Consider the following 16,478-nt stretch of genomic DNA (forward strand, 5'->3'; position numbering starts at 1 on the left):
TTGACCTGATTGAGACCTTGCAGCTGTCCGCCATCCGGTCGTCCCAACAGGCTCACCCGCTGCCCCTCCTCCAGCCCCTCTTGTGCCATGTCCTGGCGGTTCATGAACAGGATGTCGCGTGTCCCCTTCACTCCACGGAAGCGATCATGATAGCCATATATAGTCGTGTTGAACTGATCGTTGGAGCGCAGGGTCATCAGCCGATATTGCCCCGCCTCGTCAGCGAAGCCGGTGGCTGACAGGCCGGTGGGCGTCAGAAACTCCGCCTTGCCGCTGGGCGTCTGCCAGATGCGTTCCGCCGCTTTATTGCCCTTCCAAAACCCGCCGGGGGTGAACAGCCGGGCGTTGAAATCCTTGAAAATCTCTGGGTAGGTCGCCTCGATCGCGTCGCGGATGCGAGCGTAATCCGCCACCCAACCATCCCAGTCGACATGGGGATTGGGCGGCAGCAGCCGCTTCGCGATGGCGCCGACGATCGCCGGTTCGGACAGGAGAAAGGGGCTGGCGGGCTTAGCCTTGCCGAGCGAACCGTGGATGCAACTGGTTGAATCCTCCATCGACACGGCCTGCGGGCCGCTCGCCTGCACATCCTGCTCGATTCGGCCGAGACAGGGCAGCAGCCATGCCTGCCGGCCGGGGAAAAGATGGCTGCGGTTGAGCTTGGTCGCGATCTGCACGGTCAGGTCGAGCCGGGGCCAGGCCTCCTCCATCTTCGCCGTGTCGGGGATGGCGCGCAGGAAATTGCCGCCCAGACCGATGAACGCCCGGACCGATCCATCGACGATCCCTTCGCAGGTGCCGATCGTATCCAGCCCTTTTTCCGTCGGCGGATCGAAAGCGTAAAGTTCCTTCAGCTTCGCGACCGGGGCCAGTTCGGTCTTTTCGGTGATGCCAACCGTGCGCTGCCCTTGCACGTTGCTGTGCCCACGCACCGGACATGGCCCTGCGCCGGGCCTGCCGACATTGCCGCGCATCAGCAGCAGGTTCACCAACATGCGGACATTTTCGACGCCCTTCACATGCTGCGTCAGACCCATGCCATAAATCGCCATCACCGCTTTGGCCTGCGCATAGACGCGCGCCGCCTGTTCCAGCTCGTGGCGCGAAAGGCCCGCTTCCCGCTCGATCTCTTCCCACCCCGTCACCCGGACTCTCGTGGCAAAATCTTCGAACCCGTAGGTATGCTGCGCGATGAAGTCATGGTCGATCACCGGCGGATCCCCCATCGCTTTCGCCGCATCGTCCCATTGTAGCAGAAATTTGGCGATGCCGGCGATCGCGGCAATGTCGCCACCGGCCTTCACCTGGTGATATTGAGTGGAGATGCCGGTTTCCTTGAGCGTGGCCATCTCGATCGGATTTTGCGGATCGGTGAAGCGCTCCAGCCCGCGTTCCTTCAACGGATTGAAGGTGACGATCTCCACGCCCCGCTTGCGCACTTTGCGCAGGTCATGCAGCATCCGGGGGGCGTTGGACCCCACATTCTGCCCAAAAAAGAAGATCGCGTCGCACGCGTCGAAATCCTTGAGCTGGGTGGTGCCGACCGGCACGCCCAGCGCCGCCTTCAGACCTACGGATGTCGATTCATGGCACATATTGCTGCTGTCGGGCAAATTCTGGTTGCCGAACATCCGCGCCATCAGGCCGTACATGTAGGACGCCTCCAGACTGGTCCGTCCGGAGGAATAAAAAACCACCGACCGCGGATCGAAGCCCTTGAGACTGGCCGCGATGGCGTCGAAAGCCTCATCCCAATCGCAGGCGACATAACGATCGGTCGTGACATCATAGCGCAACGGATGGGTCAGCCGACCATGCTGTTCCAGATCATAATCGCGCCATTGCCGCAATTCGCTCACGCTATGTTCGCGAAAGAAGTCGGGCGTGGTCCGCAGCCTGGTCAATTCCCACGCCGTGGCCTTCGCGCCTTCCTCGCAAAATTCGGCAGGGTGTGGGTGAGCGGGCTTGGACCACGCGCAGCTGACGCACATGAAGCCATCGGGCTTGTTCTGCCGCGCCAGCTCGCGCAATCCTTCGGCGGGAAGATGTTCCCGCGGCAAAATCTCACCCAACGACCGGACCGAACCCCAGCCGCCCGCCGGTCCTTTGAACGGCTTGACCCTTGGACGGTCCGCCTGCTGCTTCGCCATCCGCCTCTCCTGTTACCGCCGCTCGTTCACCGTTGCGCCTTCGTGGGTCGTCGCACGGTTCTGGCCCGTCTGCTCATCCTCCTTCAGCGCCTCACCATGCCAAAGGTTGCGCCCGACGAACACAACGACGATGACCGCCAGCACAATGCCCACGATCCACAGGCTCGCCATGCCAAGGCGACGTTCGCTGGGGCGTTCCGGTTCGCGCATCCTTGAAAATCCTCTTGGCATCATCATCATCGCGGCCATTCTGGCGCCCGTTTCCGGACAAACTTATAGCCGCGTATCGCCGTTCCCTCTTCTGACGCGGCGCCATGCGGAAAGCACACTGTCGATAACATAGGTTGCTCCGTCGCTGCTCTGTCGACCGGTCCGGGAACACAGTCAGGGACGCGTCGTTGATCCGTCACCATCCATATGGAGAGATGCCATGGCGCTTCACGCGAGCCCGCCTCCCACTTCCCGTTTCCTTTTCGGCGCCGGTCTTGGCATGGGGTTGGCCATGCTAGGCATGGTGGGGCGCAAGCTGATGGTGCAGGCGCCCACCATGCTCGCAGGCGACTGGAACAGAGCGCTGGAAGCCGAGCATGAAGCGACGCTCTCGCTGTTCGACCGACTGGCGCGGACGCAGGACGACGCGACCGCGCGGCGCGCCCTGTTGCTGATGCAGCTTAAACATGCGCTCGGCAAACATGCGATAGAGGAGGAGAATGCCGTCTACCCCGCCATGCGCCAACATGGGATGAAAGAGGAAGCGGACGCCCTCAACGCCGACCACGGCTATGTGAAGCAGTATCTCTATGAATTATCGGACCTGGTGGGGGATAATGCGGCGTTTCAGACGAAGCTGGCCGCGTTCCGCGCCGATATAGAGCAGCATATGCGGCAGGAAGAGGACGAGCTGTTTCCCCGGTTGAAACGCGCTCTCGATGAGGCTGCGACCAGCGATCTTACCCGCCGAATGAACCAGGAAGGGCTGAAATTGGCCTGAATTTAGGAACATCAGTCATGGACAAAACCCGCAATCCAAATCTGTCGACGGAAAATCAGCCCAAGGGGGCGGCGCGGCGGCCCAGCGACACGCTGGACCGAACGCCGGACCGTGATCCAATCAGCGGCGGCGCGATCCCGTCCGACTATAATCCCGACACCATGACCCGCCGGGGCGAGGAAGAGGATAGCCGCGCGGGGCGGGAAGGAACGGGTGAGAAAATCCGTCACGACCATGACTGATCGCAAACCCACGCCCTTCACGCCGCCCATCTATCATGGCGATCAGGACGAGAATATATTGGACGCGCAAGAGGTGACGCCCCTGACCAAAGGCCGGGAAGATAATCGCGGCCGACGCGCCGTCGAAGGATCGGGCGTGGTCGAAGGCAGCGGCGCCTCCGCTGGCGGCGGCGGCAATCCCGAGGATTATGACAGTGACAGTGCCGGTGGCGGTCGCGCTCAAGAAGAGGAGGGCGAGGCGCGGCCTGACGCCGATACTCAGTCCGACCTTGAAAGGGCACGACGCCCGCAAGAATAGCCGAGAGCGATCATTGCCGTGCAGGCCGGATGACGAGAGGATACCCATGTCAGGATCGACAGTTCGCCCCGGCCACAGCCGCATCAATCGCGCTCAATATGTCGGCGCGGCCATAGGGCTTTGCCACGCGGACGCAGGATTCGAACCGCTGCGGCAGGGCATGTCCATCATAGCCGGTGATAACGACGATCGGCACGGATCGGGCGATCAGTTCGTCCATCAACGGATAACACATTTCTCCGTGAAGGTTGATGTCCAGCAGGGCGACGTCAGGCAATTCGTCCGCAATCGCCTTAAAGGCGCCGACCATATTGCCCAGCGGCCCGATTACCGAAAAACCCTCCTCCTCCAGCAAAGCGCTGAGATCGCTTGCCAGAAAATATTCATCCTCCACCACCAGCACGTCCATGCCGGTTGCCGTAGCACTTACCATTCACCGCTCCTGTTAAAGAAGCCGTCGCATGGGGATCGTCGGCAGAAAATAACATAGGTAAAAACCGGCCATGTCATATCTCGATATGCCCGCATTCACGATGGATGACAGCATTACTGCGTTGAAACTGGGCGCGCACTGGCCACTTGACCATCAGAGCCGCGAGGTGATTAACCGCCTTGTCGGCCGCCCGTCCACGCGCCTGGGCGCTGGGTCCGATCTGTTTTCGCAGGGCGATCGACTGACATCCATATTCTTCCTGCTGGACGGATGGGGCGCGCGGTACAAGATGCTGGAGGACGGGCGACGGCAGATCGTCAGCCTGCTTTTGCCCGGCGATCTGTGCGATCCCTTCTGCTTTCTGTTGCATCGCGCCGATCATGGCGTGGCCGCGCTCACCGCCATCAAGGTTGCCGAGGTGGGCCGCGGCCAATTCGAAGAAATCGCGCTCGATAACCCAGAAATCACCAAGGCGATGTGGATCAATGCCCTGATGACTGCCTCCATTCAACGTAAATGGTGCGTCAATCTGGGGCGTCGCACCGCACTGGAGCGACTGAGCCACCTTTTTTGCGAGCTTTATCATCGACTTCGCAAGGTGGGTCTGGTCAGCAATAGCGGCTTTCACTTCCCGGTCACGCAACTGGAACTGGCGGATGCGACGGGGTTGACGATGGTTCATACCAATCGGATATTACGGGAGATGCGACGCAAGGGATTGATAGAGTTGCAACGGCGCCAACTGATCGTGCCGGACCTCGGCGCCCTTGAACGCATATGTGCTTTCGATCCATCCTATCTGCACCCAGCGGCGCAAGAGGCCTTGTGACGACAACACCCCCGACGGACAGCGCCGACTTTATCCTATTGTTCGATGCCTGCCCCATCCCCCAGATTCAACTGGCGGCCGACAACCGCATATTGCGCGGTAATCCGGCTCTCGCCCGGCTGCTCGGCATCCGATCTGGCGAACTTACAGGCGGTCGGTTGCTGCCGCCCGCGACGGGCAGTGGGCCTGTTCGGCTAAGCTGGGACGCGGGAAAATGCGAAGCTCTAATCTTCACCAACGATCTGCTGACCGCCCCCGGTTACAGGATTTGCATGGTGCATTTCAGCCATGCCGATCCGCTCGAAAACGCAAGTGAGCTTTTTCCGCTGCGCGACGTGCAGCATCGTCTGAGGAATTTGATCGCCAGCGTCCGCTCCATCTTTCGGCGGACGGCCGCGACCAGCGACTCGATCGATCATCTGACCAGCCATTTTATTGGACGGCTGGATGCTGTGGCCCGCGTCGAATCCAATCTTGCGCTGGCCGAGCGACACGGACTGGAATTTCACAACCTCATCATGGACGAATTGGCTGCCTTTGCCGTGCGACCAGGGGAGCAAGCTGTTCTGGATGGTCCCGACGTCCGACTGCACATCCTGTCGGCAGCGACCCTTGCGCTCGTCATCCATGAGCTGGCCAACAACAGCGTGAAATTCGGCGCGCTGGAGGCCGATAAGGGGACCGTCACGATCAGCTGGTGGATCGACCCGGCTTCGCCCCGCGCGCTTCATATCGTCTGGCACGAAACGGGCGGCTCGTGCGCGGCGATCGACCATAACGGCTTCGGCATGGAATTGCTGACCAGGACGCTGCCCTTCGAACTGGACGGGACGGCCGAGATCGACGCGACTGCCGAGTCGTTCAGGGTACATATCAACCTGCCCGTTACGAACAGATTGCTGCACGCCGTAGATTAAGATTGTAGGGATTTGGAATTTCCATTTTTAAGCGAGACGTGATCCACGCTTTGGATGGATCGCTTTGTACTGATCGCCGCGAAATGGGCGCAGATGGAACCGCACTGATTGTGGTGAGGCGGCGGCCCCTTTAGCCGACGGCAGGAACAAACGCCCATTTATGGAGGCCGTGTCGACTAAGGCATCTCTTCCGCTTCCGATTGATGCCCGGTAACCGGTGCGACATCGTCGGGGGTGGCTCTACTCAAAGAACCCTTAACGCCTGTCCTCAGATCGCCGAAAGCTGCCCGGTCATCGCTGCGGCTTCCCGCAAAGCGTGCAGTTCGGGTATGCGAAGCCATTTGGATTGCAGTTCGATCAATCCTTTCGCCCGCATGGATTGAAGCGTGCGGTTCACATGCACAGGCGTTAAACCCGTCATGTCGGCGATCTCGATCTGGGTCAGCGGCATCGCGCATTGCTGACCGTAGGCAAGGCCGGCCTTGCGCATCCGTTCGAACAATTCGACCAGCAGATGCGCGACCCGTTCCATGGCGGTCATGCACCCTAAAGTGACCAGCCAAGCGGACTGTCGCTCGATCATGTCGGACAGCGATAGCCAAAAACCCTGCTGCCCGTCCATACTGGCATAAGCAGGCGGCTTGCAGGGAAGCCGCAACGCCCGGACATTGGTGATCGCCACGATCGGTTGGGAAGTCAGGCCACCCAAGACCCATTGCGGATCACAATAATCCCCGGGCAGGTAAAGCGCCGTAATCTGACGCCGCCCATCGGAGAGAAGCCGGTATCTACATGCCCATCCCTCCTGAATATACAGCATGGCATCGGGCGCTTCATTTTCCCGCGCCAGAAATTGGTGAACTCGGAAGTGAACCTGGCTTTCACCTTGTGCAACCTGGCTTAACATGAGCTACTCCGTGCCAAAGCCCCCTTGATCCAACGTCGGTCGAATGAAGTCGCTATCATAAGGCGATTGGTTCAAGGCAGATTCACCTATGTTTCCTCTGCGCAAATTTATGGGACAGATGGTGGCCCTAAGAAGAAGGCGCATGTCGCAGAAATTGGACCGGATCTACCCGGCCTGTCCGCGCGACCCAAGGTCGAACGCCCCCGCCGTTAAGACAGGTTAGCATGTCGAGGGCTGCCCTTCTCCATGGCCACCCTAACCTTGGGCGAGGAGAAGAGACATGATGGATGAAATCGACATCGCCTATTTTTCCGCGCGCGAACGGGAAGAGGCTGAGAAGGCCAATGAAGCCGAAGCCAGAGGCGCTCATCCGCAGATGGTGAAGTTGCACCGCGATCTGGCGAACCGCTATCGCGACAAACGCGTCGCCATCCGGACGCCGGGATGACGGGGCGCGCCCGACGCCGGGCACGAACGCTGCGTGGCCAGTTGATTGTGGGGATGATCATTGGCCTTTCGGCCTGCGGAGGCGAAACGACTGACAAGCATCGGGCGCTGTATGACGGCGCTGTGGTAAACCGGGCGAACGATGCGCCGGGCAATGCGCAAACCGCGCCCCTTCCCCGCAGCGGATCGAATATGGTTCCGCCCAATGCCAACGGCAACGCGGTGGATGGCCATCGTTAGATGGCAATCGCTGCCAATTAACCTTTTTGCGCGAAATCAATAAAAGCTGGATGAGAGCCGCAGGTCTTCGGAGTTCTGCGTCCAATCACCCTTTCATCGACTAGAAGAGTTTGTGCCGCTGACGCTGCAGGATGTGGAGATTGCGCAAAACTTGGCCGTCAGCAAGCGCAAGGTAGCGCGCGGCCGAGTCATCCGGCGGGAGGGTGACGAAGTGAGCGGCGTCTTCTTTCTCATGGAGGGATGGGTCGGCTCATCGATCATGCTGCGCAATGGACGGCGCCAGATCGTGAAGCTTCATTTGCCCGGCGATATGCTGGGATTTCCCAGCCTCGCACTCCTGGCTTCAGGCGAATCGCTGGAAGCTCTGACCGATACTATCGTGTCCTTCATTCCCAACACTTCGCTTGGAAGGATGTTTACGGAAAGCCCCCGATTGGCCATCGGCCTGTTCTGAGCACGCAGAAGGAGCGGGACGCGTTGATGCAGAAGCTGACCTGGATCGGCGCGACCTCGGCGCTGGAGCGTCTAGCCGCCTTCTTGCTGGACCTTCATGATCGGCTGGTAGCGACAGGGGCAGTGACGGACGGCGGCTTCGACTTTCCCCTCACCCAGCAGCAGTTGGGCGACTTGCTGGGGTTGACGACGGTGCATGTGAACAGGTCGCTGCGGCGACTGGACGAAACCGGTTATCTGCGACGGTCGCGGAGGCGGATGTTCATTCAGAGCATTCAGGGACTGGGTGCCATCGCGCCGAATCTGCCGCCGCGTTTCGCCGATCATGAGGCGTGGGCGCGACTGAGCCGTCCGCCTTCGCTCTGACGGGCTGTTACCGCAAATTTAACTCTGATCACAAACCTGGTTTAACCCGGACCTACAAAGATCATAACCTGTGTCCAAGACCGGAACCATGATGATGCTCAGGTGTCTGTCCCGATTAAGCGGCGTCCGCCGCTGCCATCATTCAATTCGGGCATTCAATTCGGGAGAGCATCGCATGGCCGCCAAGATTCATGAAAGCAAGATCGGGAAGGATCGGGGCGCGAGCAGCCAGACGGGCACCTTCGAAACGAAGACGGGCGCGGGCGGAGAATGGCATCAGATCGCGGGCGATCAGGACGCGGTTCTGACCAGCCAGCAGGGTGTGGCCATAGCGGACGACCAGAATAGCCTGCGCGCGGGCGAACGCGGCCCGACCTTGCTCGACGACTTCCATCTTCGCGAGAAGCTGTTTCATTTCGATCATGAACGTATTCCCGAACGCGTGGTCCATGCTCGCGGTTTCGGAGTGCATGGCAACTTCGTCCTGAACGACAGTCTGGAAGATTTCACCACCGCGCGAATATTGACCGAAGTGGGGGAAACGACCCCCATGTTCGTTCGCTTTTCGACCGTGGCCGGCAACAAGGGATCGTTCGACCTTGCCCGCGATGTGCGCGGATTTGCCGTGAAATTCTACACCAAGGAAGGCAATTGGGACATTGTGGGAAACAATATCCCGGTCTTCTTCATTCAGGACGCGATCAAATTCCCCGATTTGGTCCATGCCGCCAAGCAGGAACCCGACCGCGGATTCCCGCAGGCCCAAACGGCGCATGACAATTTCTGGGACTTCATCACCCTGACGCCCGAAAGCATGCACATGATCATGTGGACCATGTCCGACCGCGCCATCCCGCGCTCCTTCCGCTTCATGGAGGGGTTCGGCGTCCACAGCTTCCGTCTGATCGACAAGGACGGCAAGGGCACGTTCGTCAAATTCCACTTCAAGCCCAGACAGGGCCTGCAATCCGTCCTCTGGAACGAGGCGGTGAAGATCAACGGCGCCGATCCCGACTTCCACCGCCGCGACCTGTGGGACGCGATCGACCTTGGCAGCCCGCCGCAATGGGATTTGGGCGTGCAGATTTTCGGGGAGGATTTCGCCGACCAGTTCGAATTCGACGTGCTCGATCCCACAAAGATCATTCCGGAAGAACAGGTGCCGGTGCGGATCATCGGCACCTTCACGTTGGACGGGCATGTCGACAATTTCTTCGCCGAAACGGAGCAGGTCGCCTTCTGCACCCAAAATGTTGTGCCCGGCATCGGCTTTTCCAACGACCCGCTGTTGCAGGGGCGCAATTTCTCCTATCTCGACACGCAGTTGAAGCGGCTGGGATCGCCCAATTTCACTCATATCCCGATCAATGCCCCGCGCGGCTGTCCCGTCCACAATTTCCAGCAGGACGGCCATATGGCGATGCGCAATCCCAAAGGCCGGGTGAATTACGAACCCAATAGCTGGGCCAATGGCGACAATAATCCGCGCCAAAGCCCGGAAACCGGCTATCGCCATTTCGCCGCTGGTGAAGCGGGACCGAAAATCCAGATTCGCTCCCCCAGCTTTGCCGACCATTATAGTCAGGCGCGGCAATTCTTCATCAGCCAGACGCCGATCGAACAGAAGCATATTGGCGATGCCCTAGTGTTCGAATTGTCCAAATGCGAACGGATCGACATTCGGCAGCGGATGGTCGCGCATCTGCGCAACATCGATGAAATTTTGGCGACGGTGGTGGCAGGCGGCCTTGGATTGCCGGAATTGCCGGACCCCGCACCGGCCGCCCTCACGCCGCGAACAGACCTGCCCGCTTCGGACGCGCTCAGTATTCTGAAAAACGGACCGGACAGTTTCAGGGGGCGTAAGCTGGGCGTGCTGGTAAGCGACGGCGCCCCGGCGGTGCTGGTACAAACCTTGATCGATCGGGTCGAAAAGCTGGGGGCGGTCTATGAAATCATAGCCCCCAGGATTGGCGGCGCACTGCTCGACAATGGTAATATGGTGGAGGGCAAGCAGAAAATCGATGGCGGGCCGTCGGTTCTCTACGACGCGGTCGCGCTGATCCTGTCGCCCGATGGCGCTGCCGAACTGGCGGAGGACAAGACGGCGAAGGACTTCGTCAATGACGCCTATGCCCATTGCAAATTCATCGCCTATGTCGACGATGCGCTGCCTCTGATAGACCGGGCAGGCATCAGGGAAGAAGATATGGACGAAGGGTTGGTGCGGTTGGAGAGACCGGACGATGTCGATCCGTTCCTGACGCTCTGCGGACAGCTTCGTGTTTGGGAACGCGAGTTCAGGATCGATCTGGACGCCGCTGGCTTTCTGGCGGCGCAGAAAGAGGGCAAGGCGGCGCAATAGCGCCGCCCCCCTTTCCTTGGGCGGATCGGGCACTCCGCCGCGATCTCGCTGCCTTCCAAAGGCTGTGCTCAACCGTTCGCGAAGGGCCGGAACTCGAGATAACCGTCATCGAAACTGCCAATATGGGCCAGCGCATCCCAGTCCAATATGCTGACGGACCGCCCCGTCCAGGCGAGCGCACCCCGCTGGCGGAGCGAACGGATGACCCGGTTCATATGCACCGCTGTGATCCCCAGCCCATCCGCGATGTGAAGCTGCGTCGCGGGAAAATCGAAAGCGGCGCGCGTCCCAAGGCCCGCGCTTTCGACACGCAGCGCCATTTCGCAGAGAAGATGCGCAGCGCGGGCGATGGCGCTGCGCCGACCGAGGCTGACCAACCATTGGGCGATGACGGATGCGTCCACCACGCAGTCGCGCCAAAATGCCTCGGCCACGGCAGGATGGGTCCGCGAAACCCGCAACAGTTCTTCGTGAGGGATTTTCAGATAGGTGAGCGGCGCGGACAAGGCCTGCAAAGCCCATTCGACCCGCGGCAACATGGCCGAATGAAGGTCGCACATGTCGCCGGGAAGGTAGATCGCGGTGATCTGCCGCATGCCGTCGGGCAACTGGCTGAAGCGTCCGGCCAGCCCCTCCGCCACCAGGCAGCTATGCTGAACCAGCTTTCCAGGCGGCACGATGTCCCTGTTGGGCAAAGCCTGCGCCACCTGCCCGCGCATCGAGAGTATCGCATGCCGTTCTTCCTCCGTCAGACGGGACCGCAGCAAAAGTCTGCGCAGAAACATGTGCAAGGCTGGATGCGATGTCGTCATCTAGGCTAGCTGTTCACCCATCGAAATCCAGCACATCGCGAAAATATACTGTTTCCAGCAACTGCCGTTGGTCATCTTCGATCACCAAGCGATGGGCTAAGTTGATCCTGCGTCCGAACAACACATGTTCCGCGACAATCTCACGTCCGCTTCTGACGGCATGGGCCTTCGCCGCTGCGGCGTCGGCAAATTCCTGGCCGTCATCGTCGATGATATCTTCGTCGTTGAAAAGATGGATATGAAATATTGGCATGAATGGGTAAACCGCAAGATTGAGCATTGTTCCGGAAGAGGATTATTCTGGATTCACTTCTCGAAAGCTTCGTTAAGTTCATCGAGCCACAGCGACGCCGTCCCGTCCGATGGCGCTCTCCAGTCACCCCTGGGAGAAAGAGCGCCGCCCGAGGAGACCTTAGGACCGTTGGGTAAGGCCGAACGCTTAAACTGGCTGATAGTGAAAAAACGATAGAGGAAATTCTCAAGCCAGTGCCGGATCGTGGGCAGGTCATAGGCGGCTTTGCCGCTGTCAGGATAATCGGCCGGCCAGCCGCCCCTCTTTGCATCCGACCAGCCATGCCAGGCAAGGAAGGCGACCTTCGAGGGAGGTAGCCCCAAGCGCACGATATGATGCAGGAAAAAGTCGTTCAGCGCGTAAGGGCCGACCTTCTCCTCGGTGCTTTGCAGCGCGCCTTGCGCGTCGGCGGGCACCAACTCGGGCGAGATCTCAGTGTTGAGGATGGCTTTCAATATCTGCGCCGTGGCTGCGTCGAACTGGCCGGTGGCGATGCACCAACGGATCAGAAACTGGATCAGCGTCTTAGGAATTCCGCTGTTGACCGCGTAGTGGCTCATCTGGTCACCAACGCCATAAGTGCACCAGCCAAGCGCCAATTCGCTAAGGTCGCCCGTGCCGACGACGAAGCCGCCATGACGGTTGGCAAGGCGAAACAGATAGTCGGTGCGGAGCCCGGCCTGCACATTTTCGAAGGTCACGTCATAAACCGCTTCGCCCCTGGCAAAGGGATGACCCATGTCGACCAGCATTTGACGGGCGGCGGGACGGATGTCGATCTCTTCTCCGGAAACGCCCAGTGCGTTCATCAGCGCCCAGGCATTGCCCTTGGTCTCCTCGCCGGTCGCGAACCCCGGCATGGTATAGCCCAAAATGGCGGACCGCGGCAGATCCAGCCGGTCACAGGCCTTGGCCGCGACGATCAGCGCGTGGGTGGAATCAAGGCCGCCTGAAACGCCGATGATGAAATGCTTGCCCGCCGTAGCGCGAAACCGGGTGGCCAACCCCTCCACCTGAATGTTGAATGCCTCGTAACAGTCCGCCGCCAGCTGCGCCGGGTCCGCAGGCACGAACGGAAAGCGCCGCACGGGGCGACGAAGACCGCTGTGCCGTACGCGCTTCTTGAAGGGAAACACAAGCGTGCGGAAGCGGGTCTCGGGATGACCGGCGGCGGCCGCGCTGTCGTTGAAGGTGCCGTTACGCATCCGCTCCAGCCGTATCCGCTGCACGTCAACATCGGCGTAGAGCAGTTCCGCTTCATCCCCGAACCGGTCCGATTGCGCCAGCAATTCACCCATCTCATGCACCATTGCCTGACCGTCCCACGCAAGATCGGTAGTGCTTTCCCCCGGCCCCGCGGCGGAATAGACATAGGCCGCGACACAGCGCGCCGACTGGGATGCCGACAGCATATACCGGTCGCGAGCCTTGCCGATGGTGATGTTCGACGCGGAAAGATTGCACAGGATCAGCGCCCCGGCCAACGCGCCCATGGTAGAGGGGGGCAGCGGCGCCCAATAATCTTCGCAGATTTCAGCGTGGAAAATGAAATCCGGATGCTCCTCCGCCGCGAACAGCAGGTCGGTGCCGAACGGCGCGACATGTCCGCCGACGCTGATCTCCAGCCCTACCAGCCCCGATCCGGGCGCGAACCAGCGCTTCTCATAATATTCGCGATAATTGGGCAAAAAGCTTTTCGGAACGACGCCGATCAACCGCCCCTTTGCGATGACCAGCGCGCAATTGTAAAGTCGCCCAGCCCGGCGCAGCGGCGCGCCAATCAGCAAAATGGGCCAATCGACGCTGGCCTCGATCAGGGCGGCGACCTCGCTCTCCACCCGGTCAAGCAGGGCATCCTGCAAGTGCAGATCGTCGATGGCGTAGGAAGAGAGACCGAGTTCGGGGAACAGCACCAGATCGGCCTGATCGGCGGCGGCTTGCTGCGCCAGTTCCCTAATCGACGCCGCATTGGCGGCGACGTCTCCGACGCTTCCCCTGGGCGTGGCAGCGGCGATGCGGACCAACCCATGGCTGTGGATCGATGCGAAGGAGTCAGCTTTGTTCAAGGGCGTTCTTCATCATATCTAGTGCCACCCGGATCGATTTTATCCGAACCGGTCCCCGGCCAGTCGAGCCGAAATGCTCTTCCCGATGGACTGTCGGACCATTTTTCGTCGCGCAGGCGAAATGGACAAGGCCCGCTTCCTCTCCCGGCGGAGCGTCTCCGGCATATCCGGTGACGGCAAGCGCAACATCCGCGCTCGATTGGGCGATCGCTCCCTCCGCCATCGCCAACGCCACATCGCAGCTGACGGCTCCGCACACGGCGATCTGCCCCCGCCTGACGCCCAGCAGGTCGCATTTGGACTCTTCGCTATAGACGACGAAGCCGCGCTCGAATGCATGGCTCGCCCCTGCCACGTCCGTCAGCAGCGAGGCGAGCAGTCCGCCGGTGCAGCTTTCCGCCGTTGCAAGCCTCTTCTCCATGGCGCAGCATTGCCGCAGCAATGAGGACGCCGCCTCTTCCACATCATCGGGAAAGATTGGCGACAATGTTTCTGCCTTCTTTCCCTTTTCATCCGGGCCACCGGTCCGATCTGGCGCGTTCATTAATCAGGCTCCATAATCCGCTGTAGGGAAATTCGGCGGCTGCACCGGCGTTCCCTAAAAAGATATTGACCTGGATCAGCCCGCGCATCCAAAATGGACTGCCGCGCATTTGACCCACCGGCGCTGTTACGGCGCGTAGTGGAGGTTCGTCATGTCACAGGACACCCAAGAAAAAATCCGCGCCCGCGCCCATGCGATCTGGGAAGCGCAAGGGCATCCAGACGGTCGGGCGGAAGACCATTGGCGGCAGGCGGAAAGTGAAATTGCCGCCCAGGCCCAATCTTCCGATCAGAATGGTGAAGCGCCCTTGCCCAATCCGCTCGCTACGGGCGCAGCCGCAGGGAAACTGGCCCATAGCGCTCGTCGCGATAAGTCGGCGTAACATCTACCAGTTGACCGCACATCGCCTAAACCGAACGACAGGGAAACCGCTTGAGCCATTATCCCGACCGCCTTGAGGGCGGATCACCTTACCCCTTGGGCGCCAGTTTTGACGGGCTAGGGGTCAATTTCGCCCTGTTTTCCGCCAATGCCGATCGGGTCGAACTTTGCCTGTTCGATCCCGCGGGCCGCAAGGAAGTCGCTCGGCTGGCCCTTCCTGAATGCACCGACGAAGTCTGGCACGGCTATCTGCCCGATGCGCGGCCGGGGCTGCTCTACGGCTATCGGGTCCATGGCCCCTATGCGCCGGAACAGGGCCACCGCTTCAATCCCAACAAACTGCTGCTGGACCCCTATGCCCGTCGGCTGTCGGGCAGCCTGCGCTGGAACGACGTGCTGCACGGCTATCCGGTGCGCGGACGGCGGGCGGATCTGGGCTTCGACAAGCGGGACAGCGCGGCCGCCATGCCCAAGGGCGTCGTTACCCACGACAGTTTCGACTGGTCGCGCGATGTCCGTCCCAACGTGCCATGGTCGCAAACCGTCATCTACGAAGCCCATGCCAAGGGACTGACCCAATTGCTGGAGGCCGCTCCCCCGCAGGAACGCGGCACCTTCGCAGCACTGGCGCATCCCAAGGTCATCGACCATCTCAAGCGGCTGGGCATCACGACGCTGGAACTGATGCCCGTCCATGCCTTCACGCAGGATCGCTTTCTTCAGGAGCGCGGCCTTCGCAACTATTGGGGCTATAATACGCTCAGCTTCTTCGCGCCCGAACCCAGCTATTTTTCGAGCGACACGCATGACGAACTGCGCGTAGCGGTGCGTCGGCTCCATGCCGCCGGTATCGAAGTCATTCTCGACGTCGTCTATAATCATAGCTGCGAGGGCAGCGAACTGGGTCCGACGCTGTCGTGGCGCGGCATCGACAATGCCACCTATTACCGGCTGCTGCCCGACGATCCGCGTTACTGCCTGAACGACACCGGCACCGGCAACACGTTCAAGCTGACCCACGCGCGGGTGATCCAGATGGTGGCGGATTCGCTGCGCTACTGGGCGACCAGTTTCGGCATCGACGGTTTCCGCTTCGATCTGGGGCTGACGCTGGGGCGAACGGATCACGGTTTCGATCCCAATGCCGGGCTGTTCGACGTGCTGCGGCAGGATCCGGTGCTGGGGCGGCTGAAGCTGATCGCGGAACCGTGGGATGTCGGCATGGGCGGCTATCAGCTCGGCAATTTCCCGCCCGGTTTCGCCGAATGGAACGATAAATATCGCGATACGGTACGCCGTTTCTGGCGCGGCGACCCGGCGCAGCGCGGCGATCTGGCGGCCCGGCTTTCCGGGTCGGGCGACCTGTTCGATCGCCGCGCCCGCCGCCCCTGGGCCAGCGTCAATTTCCTGACCAGCCATGACGGCTACACCTTGGCCGATCTCGTTTCCTACGAGGAACGGCACAATGAGGCCAATGGCGAGGATAATCGCGATGGCCACGACAACAACCTCTCGCGCAACTGGGGTGCGGAGGGGCCGACCGACGACGCCGCGATCCACGAGACGCGGGGCCGCGTGCGGCGGGCGATGATGACCACGCTGCTCGCCTCCCTTGGCACGCCGATGTTGGTGGCGGGCGACGAATTCGGGCGGACGCAGGGCGGCAACAACAATGCCTATTGTCAGGATAATGAAATCAGCTGGATCGACTGGTCGCTGATGGAGGGTGAGGAGGGCAAGGCGCT

General features: G+C 60.7%; 19 protein-coding genes. 11 read left to right on the forward strand and 8 right to left on the reverse strand.

The window, feature by feature from the left end; genetic code table 11:
* Positions 1 to 2,150, reverse strand: a 2,150-nt coding sequence (locus tag VMR39_RS17400; RefSeq protein ID WP_325417377.1) for an FdhF/YdeP family oxidoreductase, incomplete at its 3' end; no start/stop codon positions are given.
* A 12-nt stretch (positions 2,151 to 2,162) separates the two neighbouring features.
* Positions 2,163 to 2,360, reverse strand: coding sequence for a hypothetical protein (locus VMR39_RS17405; protein WP_325417379.1), 198 nt, complete (start codon positions 2,358 to 2,360; stop codon positions 2,163 to 2,165).
* Positions 2,361 to 2,580: 220 nt separating this feature from the next.
* Between VMR39_RS17405 and VMR39_RS17410 the strand changes: the two genes are divergently transcribed.
* The 3 genes from VMR39_RS17410 to VMR39_RS17420 are packed head-to-tail and all read left to right on the forward strand — an operon-like array spanning position 2,581 to position 3,681.
* Entirely contained in the window at positions 2,581 to 3,141 is a 561-nt protein-coding gene (locus tag VMR39_RS17410; protein ID WP_325417381.1) for a hemerythrin domain-containing protein, read from the forward strand.
* 17 nt (positions 3,142 to 3,158) lie between these two features.
* The gene (locus VMR39_RS17415) at positions 3,159 to 3,383 is read left to right on the forward strand and encodes a hypothetical protein (RefSeq protein WP_325417383.1); all 225 of its coding nucleotides are present in this window, start codon (positions 3,159 to 3,161) and stop codon (positions 3,381 to 3,383) included.
* Positions 3,376 to 3,681: a hypothetical protein gene (locus VMR39_RS17420; protein ID WP_325417385.1), complete on the forward strand. Its 306-nt coding sequence runs from the start codon at positions 3,376 to 3,378 to the stop codon at positions 3,679 to 3,681. The genes VMR39_RS17415 and VMR39_RS17420 overlap by 8 nt, the downstream gene beginning before the upstream one ends.
* Before the next feature lie 49 nt (positions 3,682 to 3,730).
* On the opposite strand, the gene VMR39_RS17425 is transcribed toward VMR39_RS17420, so the two are convergent.
* On the reverse strand, positions 3,731 to 4,114 hold the full coding sequence (locus tag VMR39_RS17425) for a response regulator (RefSeq protein ID WP_325417387.1): 384 nt from the start codon (positions 4,112 to 4,114) through the stop codon (positions 3,731 to 3,733).
* A gap of 259 nt (positions 4,115 to 4,373) precedes the next feature.
* Between VMR39_RS17425 and VMR39_RS17430 the strand changes: the two genes are divergently transcribed.
* Both VMR39_RS17430 and VMR39_RS17435 read left to right on the forward strand, forming a co-directional pair.
* Entirely contained in the window at positions 4,374 to 4,943 is a 570-nt protein-coding gene (locus VMR39_RS17430; protein WP_325417414.1) for a Crp/Fnr family transcriptional regulator, read from the forward strand.
* A complete protein-coding gene (locus tag VMR39_RS17435) occupies positions 4,940 to 5,860 on the forward strand; it encodes a sensor histidine kinase (RefSeq protein ID WP_325417389.1) in 921 nt (306 codons plus the stop codon). Before VMR39_RS17430 ends, VMR39_RS17435 begins: the two co-directional genes overlap by 4 nt.
* Before the next feature lie 268 nt (positions 5,861 to 6,128).
* Here the strand turns inward: VMR39_RS17435 and VMR39_RS17440 are convergent, their stop codons facing one another.
* Positions 6,129 to 6,767 carry a Crp/Fnr family transcriptional regulator gene (locus VMR39_RS17440; protein WP_325417391.1) on the reverse strand — a complete coding sequence of 213 codons (639 nt, stop codon included), beginning with the start codon at positions 6,765 to 6,767 and terminating at the stop codon, positions 6,129 to 6,131.
* A 280-nt stretch (positions 6,768 to 7,047) separates the two neighbouring features.
* On the opposite strand from VMR39_RS17440, the gene VMR39_RS17445 reads away from it, so the two are divergent.
* From VMR39_RS17445 to VMR39_RS17460, 4 genes are all read left to right on the forward strand, one after another.
* A complete protein-coding gene (locus VMR39_RS17445; protein ID WP_325417394.1) occupies positions 7,048 to 7,215 on the forward strand; it encodes a hypothetical protein in 168 nt (55 codons plus the stop codon).
* A gap of 351 nt (positions 7,216 to 7,566) precedes the next feature.
* The gene (locus tag VMR39_RS17450) at positions 7,567 to 7,908 is read left to right on the forward strand and encodes a cyclic nucleotide-binding domain-containing protein (protein ID WP_325417396.1); all 342 of its coding nucleotides are present in this window, start codon (positions 7,567 to 7,569) and stop codon (positions 7,906 to 7,908) included.
* Between the two features lie 26 nt (positions 7,909 to 7,934).
* Positions 7,935 to 8,273, forward strand: a complete 339-nt coding sequence (locus VMR39_RS17455) for a helix-turn-helix domain-containing protein (RefSeq protein ID WP_325417398.1) — start codon at positions 7,935 to 7,937, stop codon at positions 8,271 to 8,273.
* Between the two features lie 175 nt (positions 8,274 to 8,448).
* Positions 8,449 to 10,638, forward strand: coding sequence for a catalase (locus VMR39_RS17460; RefSeq protein ID WP_325417400.1), 2,190 nt, complete (start codon positions 8,449 to 8,451; stop codon positions 10,636 to 10,638).
* Between the two features lie 68 nt (positions 10,639 to 10,706).
* Here VMR39_RS17460 and VMR39_RS17465 read toward each other — a convergent pair whose 3' ends face one another.
* From VMR39_RS17465 to VMR39_RS17480, 4 genes are all read right to left on the reverse strand, one after another.
* Positions 10,707 to 11,357 carry a Crp/Fnr family transcriptional regulator gene (locus VMR39_RS17465; RefSeq protein WP_325417402.1) on the reverse strand — a complete coding sequence of 217 codons (651 nt, stop codon included), beginning with the start codon at positions 11,355 to 11,357 and terminating at the stop codon, positions 10,707 to 10,709.
* 106 nt (positions 11,358 to 11,463) lie between these two features.
* Positions 11,464 to 11,730, reverse strand: coding sequence for a DUF6894 family protein (locus tag VMR39_RS17470; protein ID WP_325417404.1), 267 nt, complete (start codon positions 11,728 to 11,730; stop codon positions 11,464 to 11,466).
* Between the two features lie 26 nt (positions 11,731 to 11,756).
* On the reverse strand, positions 11,757 to 13,808 hold the full coding sequence (locus VMR39_RS17475) for an NAD(+) synthase (RefSeq protein ID WP_325417406.1): 2,052 nt from the start codon (positions 13,806 to 13,808) through the stop codon (positions 11,757 to 11,759).
* Positions 13,795 to 14,352 (reverse strand): CinA family protein, encoded by a 558-nt coding sequence (locus tag VMR39_RS17480; RefSeq protein ID WP_325417408.1) that lies wholly within the window; start codon positions 14,350 to 14,352, stop codon positions 13,795 to 13,797. The genes VMR39_RS17475 and VMR39_RS17480 overlap by 14 nt, the downstream gene beginning before the upstream one ends.
* 151 nt (positions 14,353 to 14,503) lie before the next feature.
* Between VMR39_RS17480 and VMR39_RS17485 the strand changes: the two genes are divergently transcribed.
* Together VMR39_RS17485 and glgX are read left to right on the forward strand one after the other, a co-directional pair.
* Complete coding sequence (locus VMR39_RS17485) at positions 14,504 to 14,734, forward strand: DUF2934 domain-containing protein (protein ID WP_325417410.1); 231 nt, start codon at positions 14,504 to 14,506, stop codon at positions 14,732 to 14,734.
* Between the two features lie 50 nt (positions 14,735 to 14,784).
* Positions 14,785 to 16,478: glycogen debranching protein GlgX (gene glgX, locus VMR39_RS17490; RefSeq protein ID WP_325417412.1), on the forward strand; the 1,694-nt coding region annotated here is incomplete at its 3' end.

Source organism: Sphingobium sp. (assembly GCF_035511395.1).
In the GTDB taxonomy this organism is placed as follows: Bacteria; Pseudomonadota; Alphaproteobacteria; order Sphingomonadales; family Sphingomonadaceae; genus Sphingobium.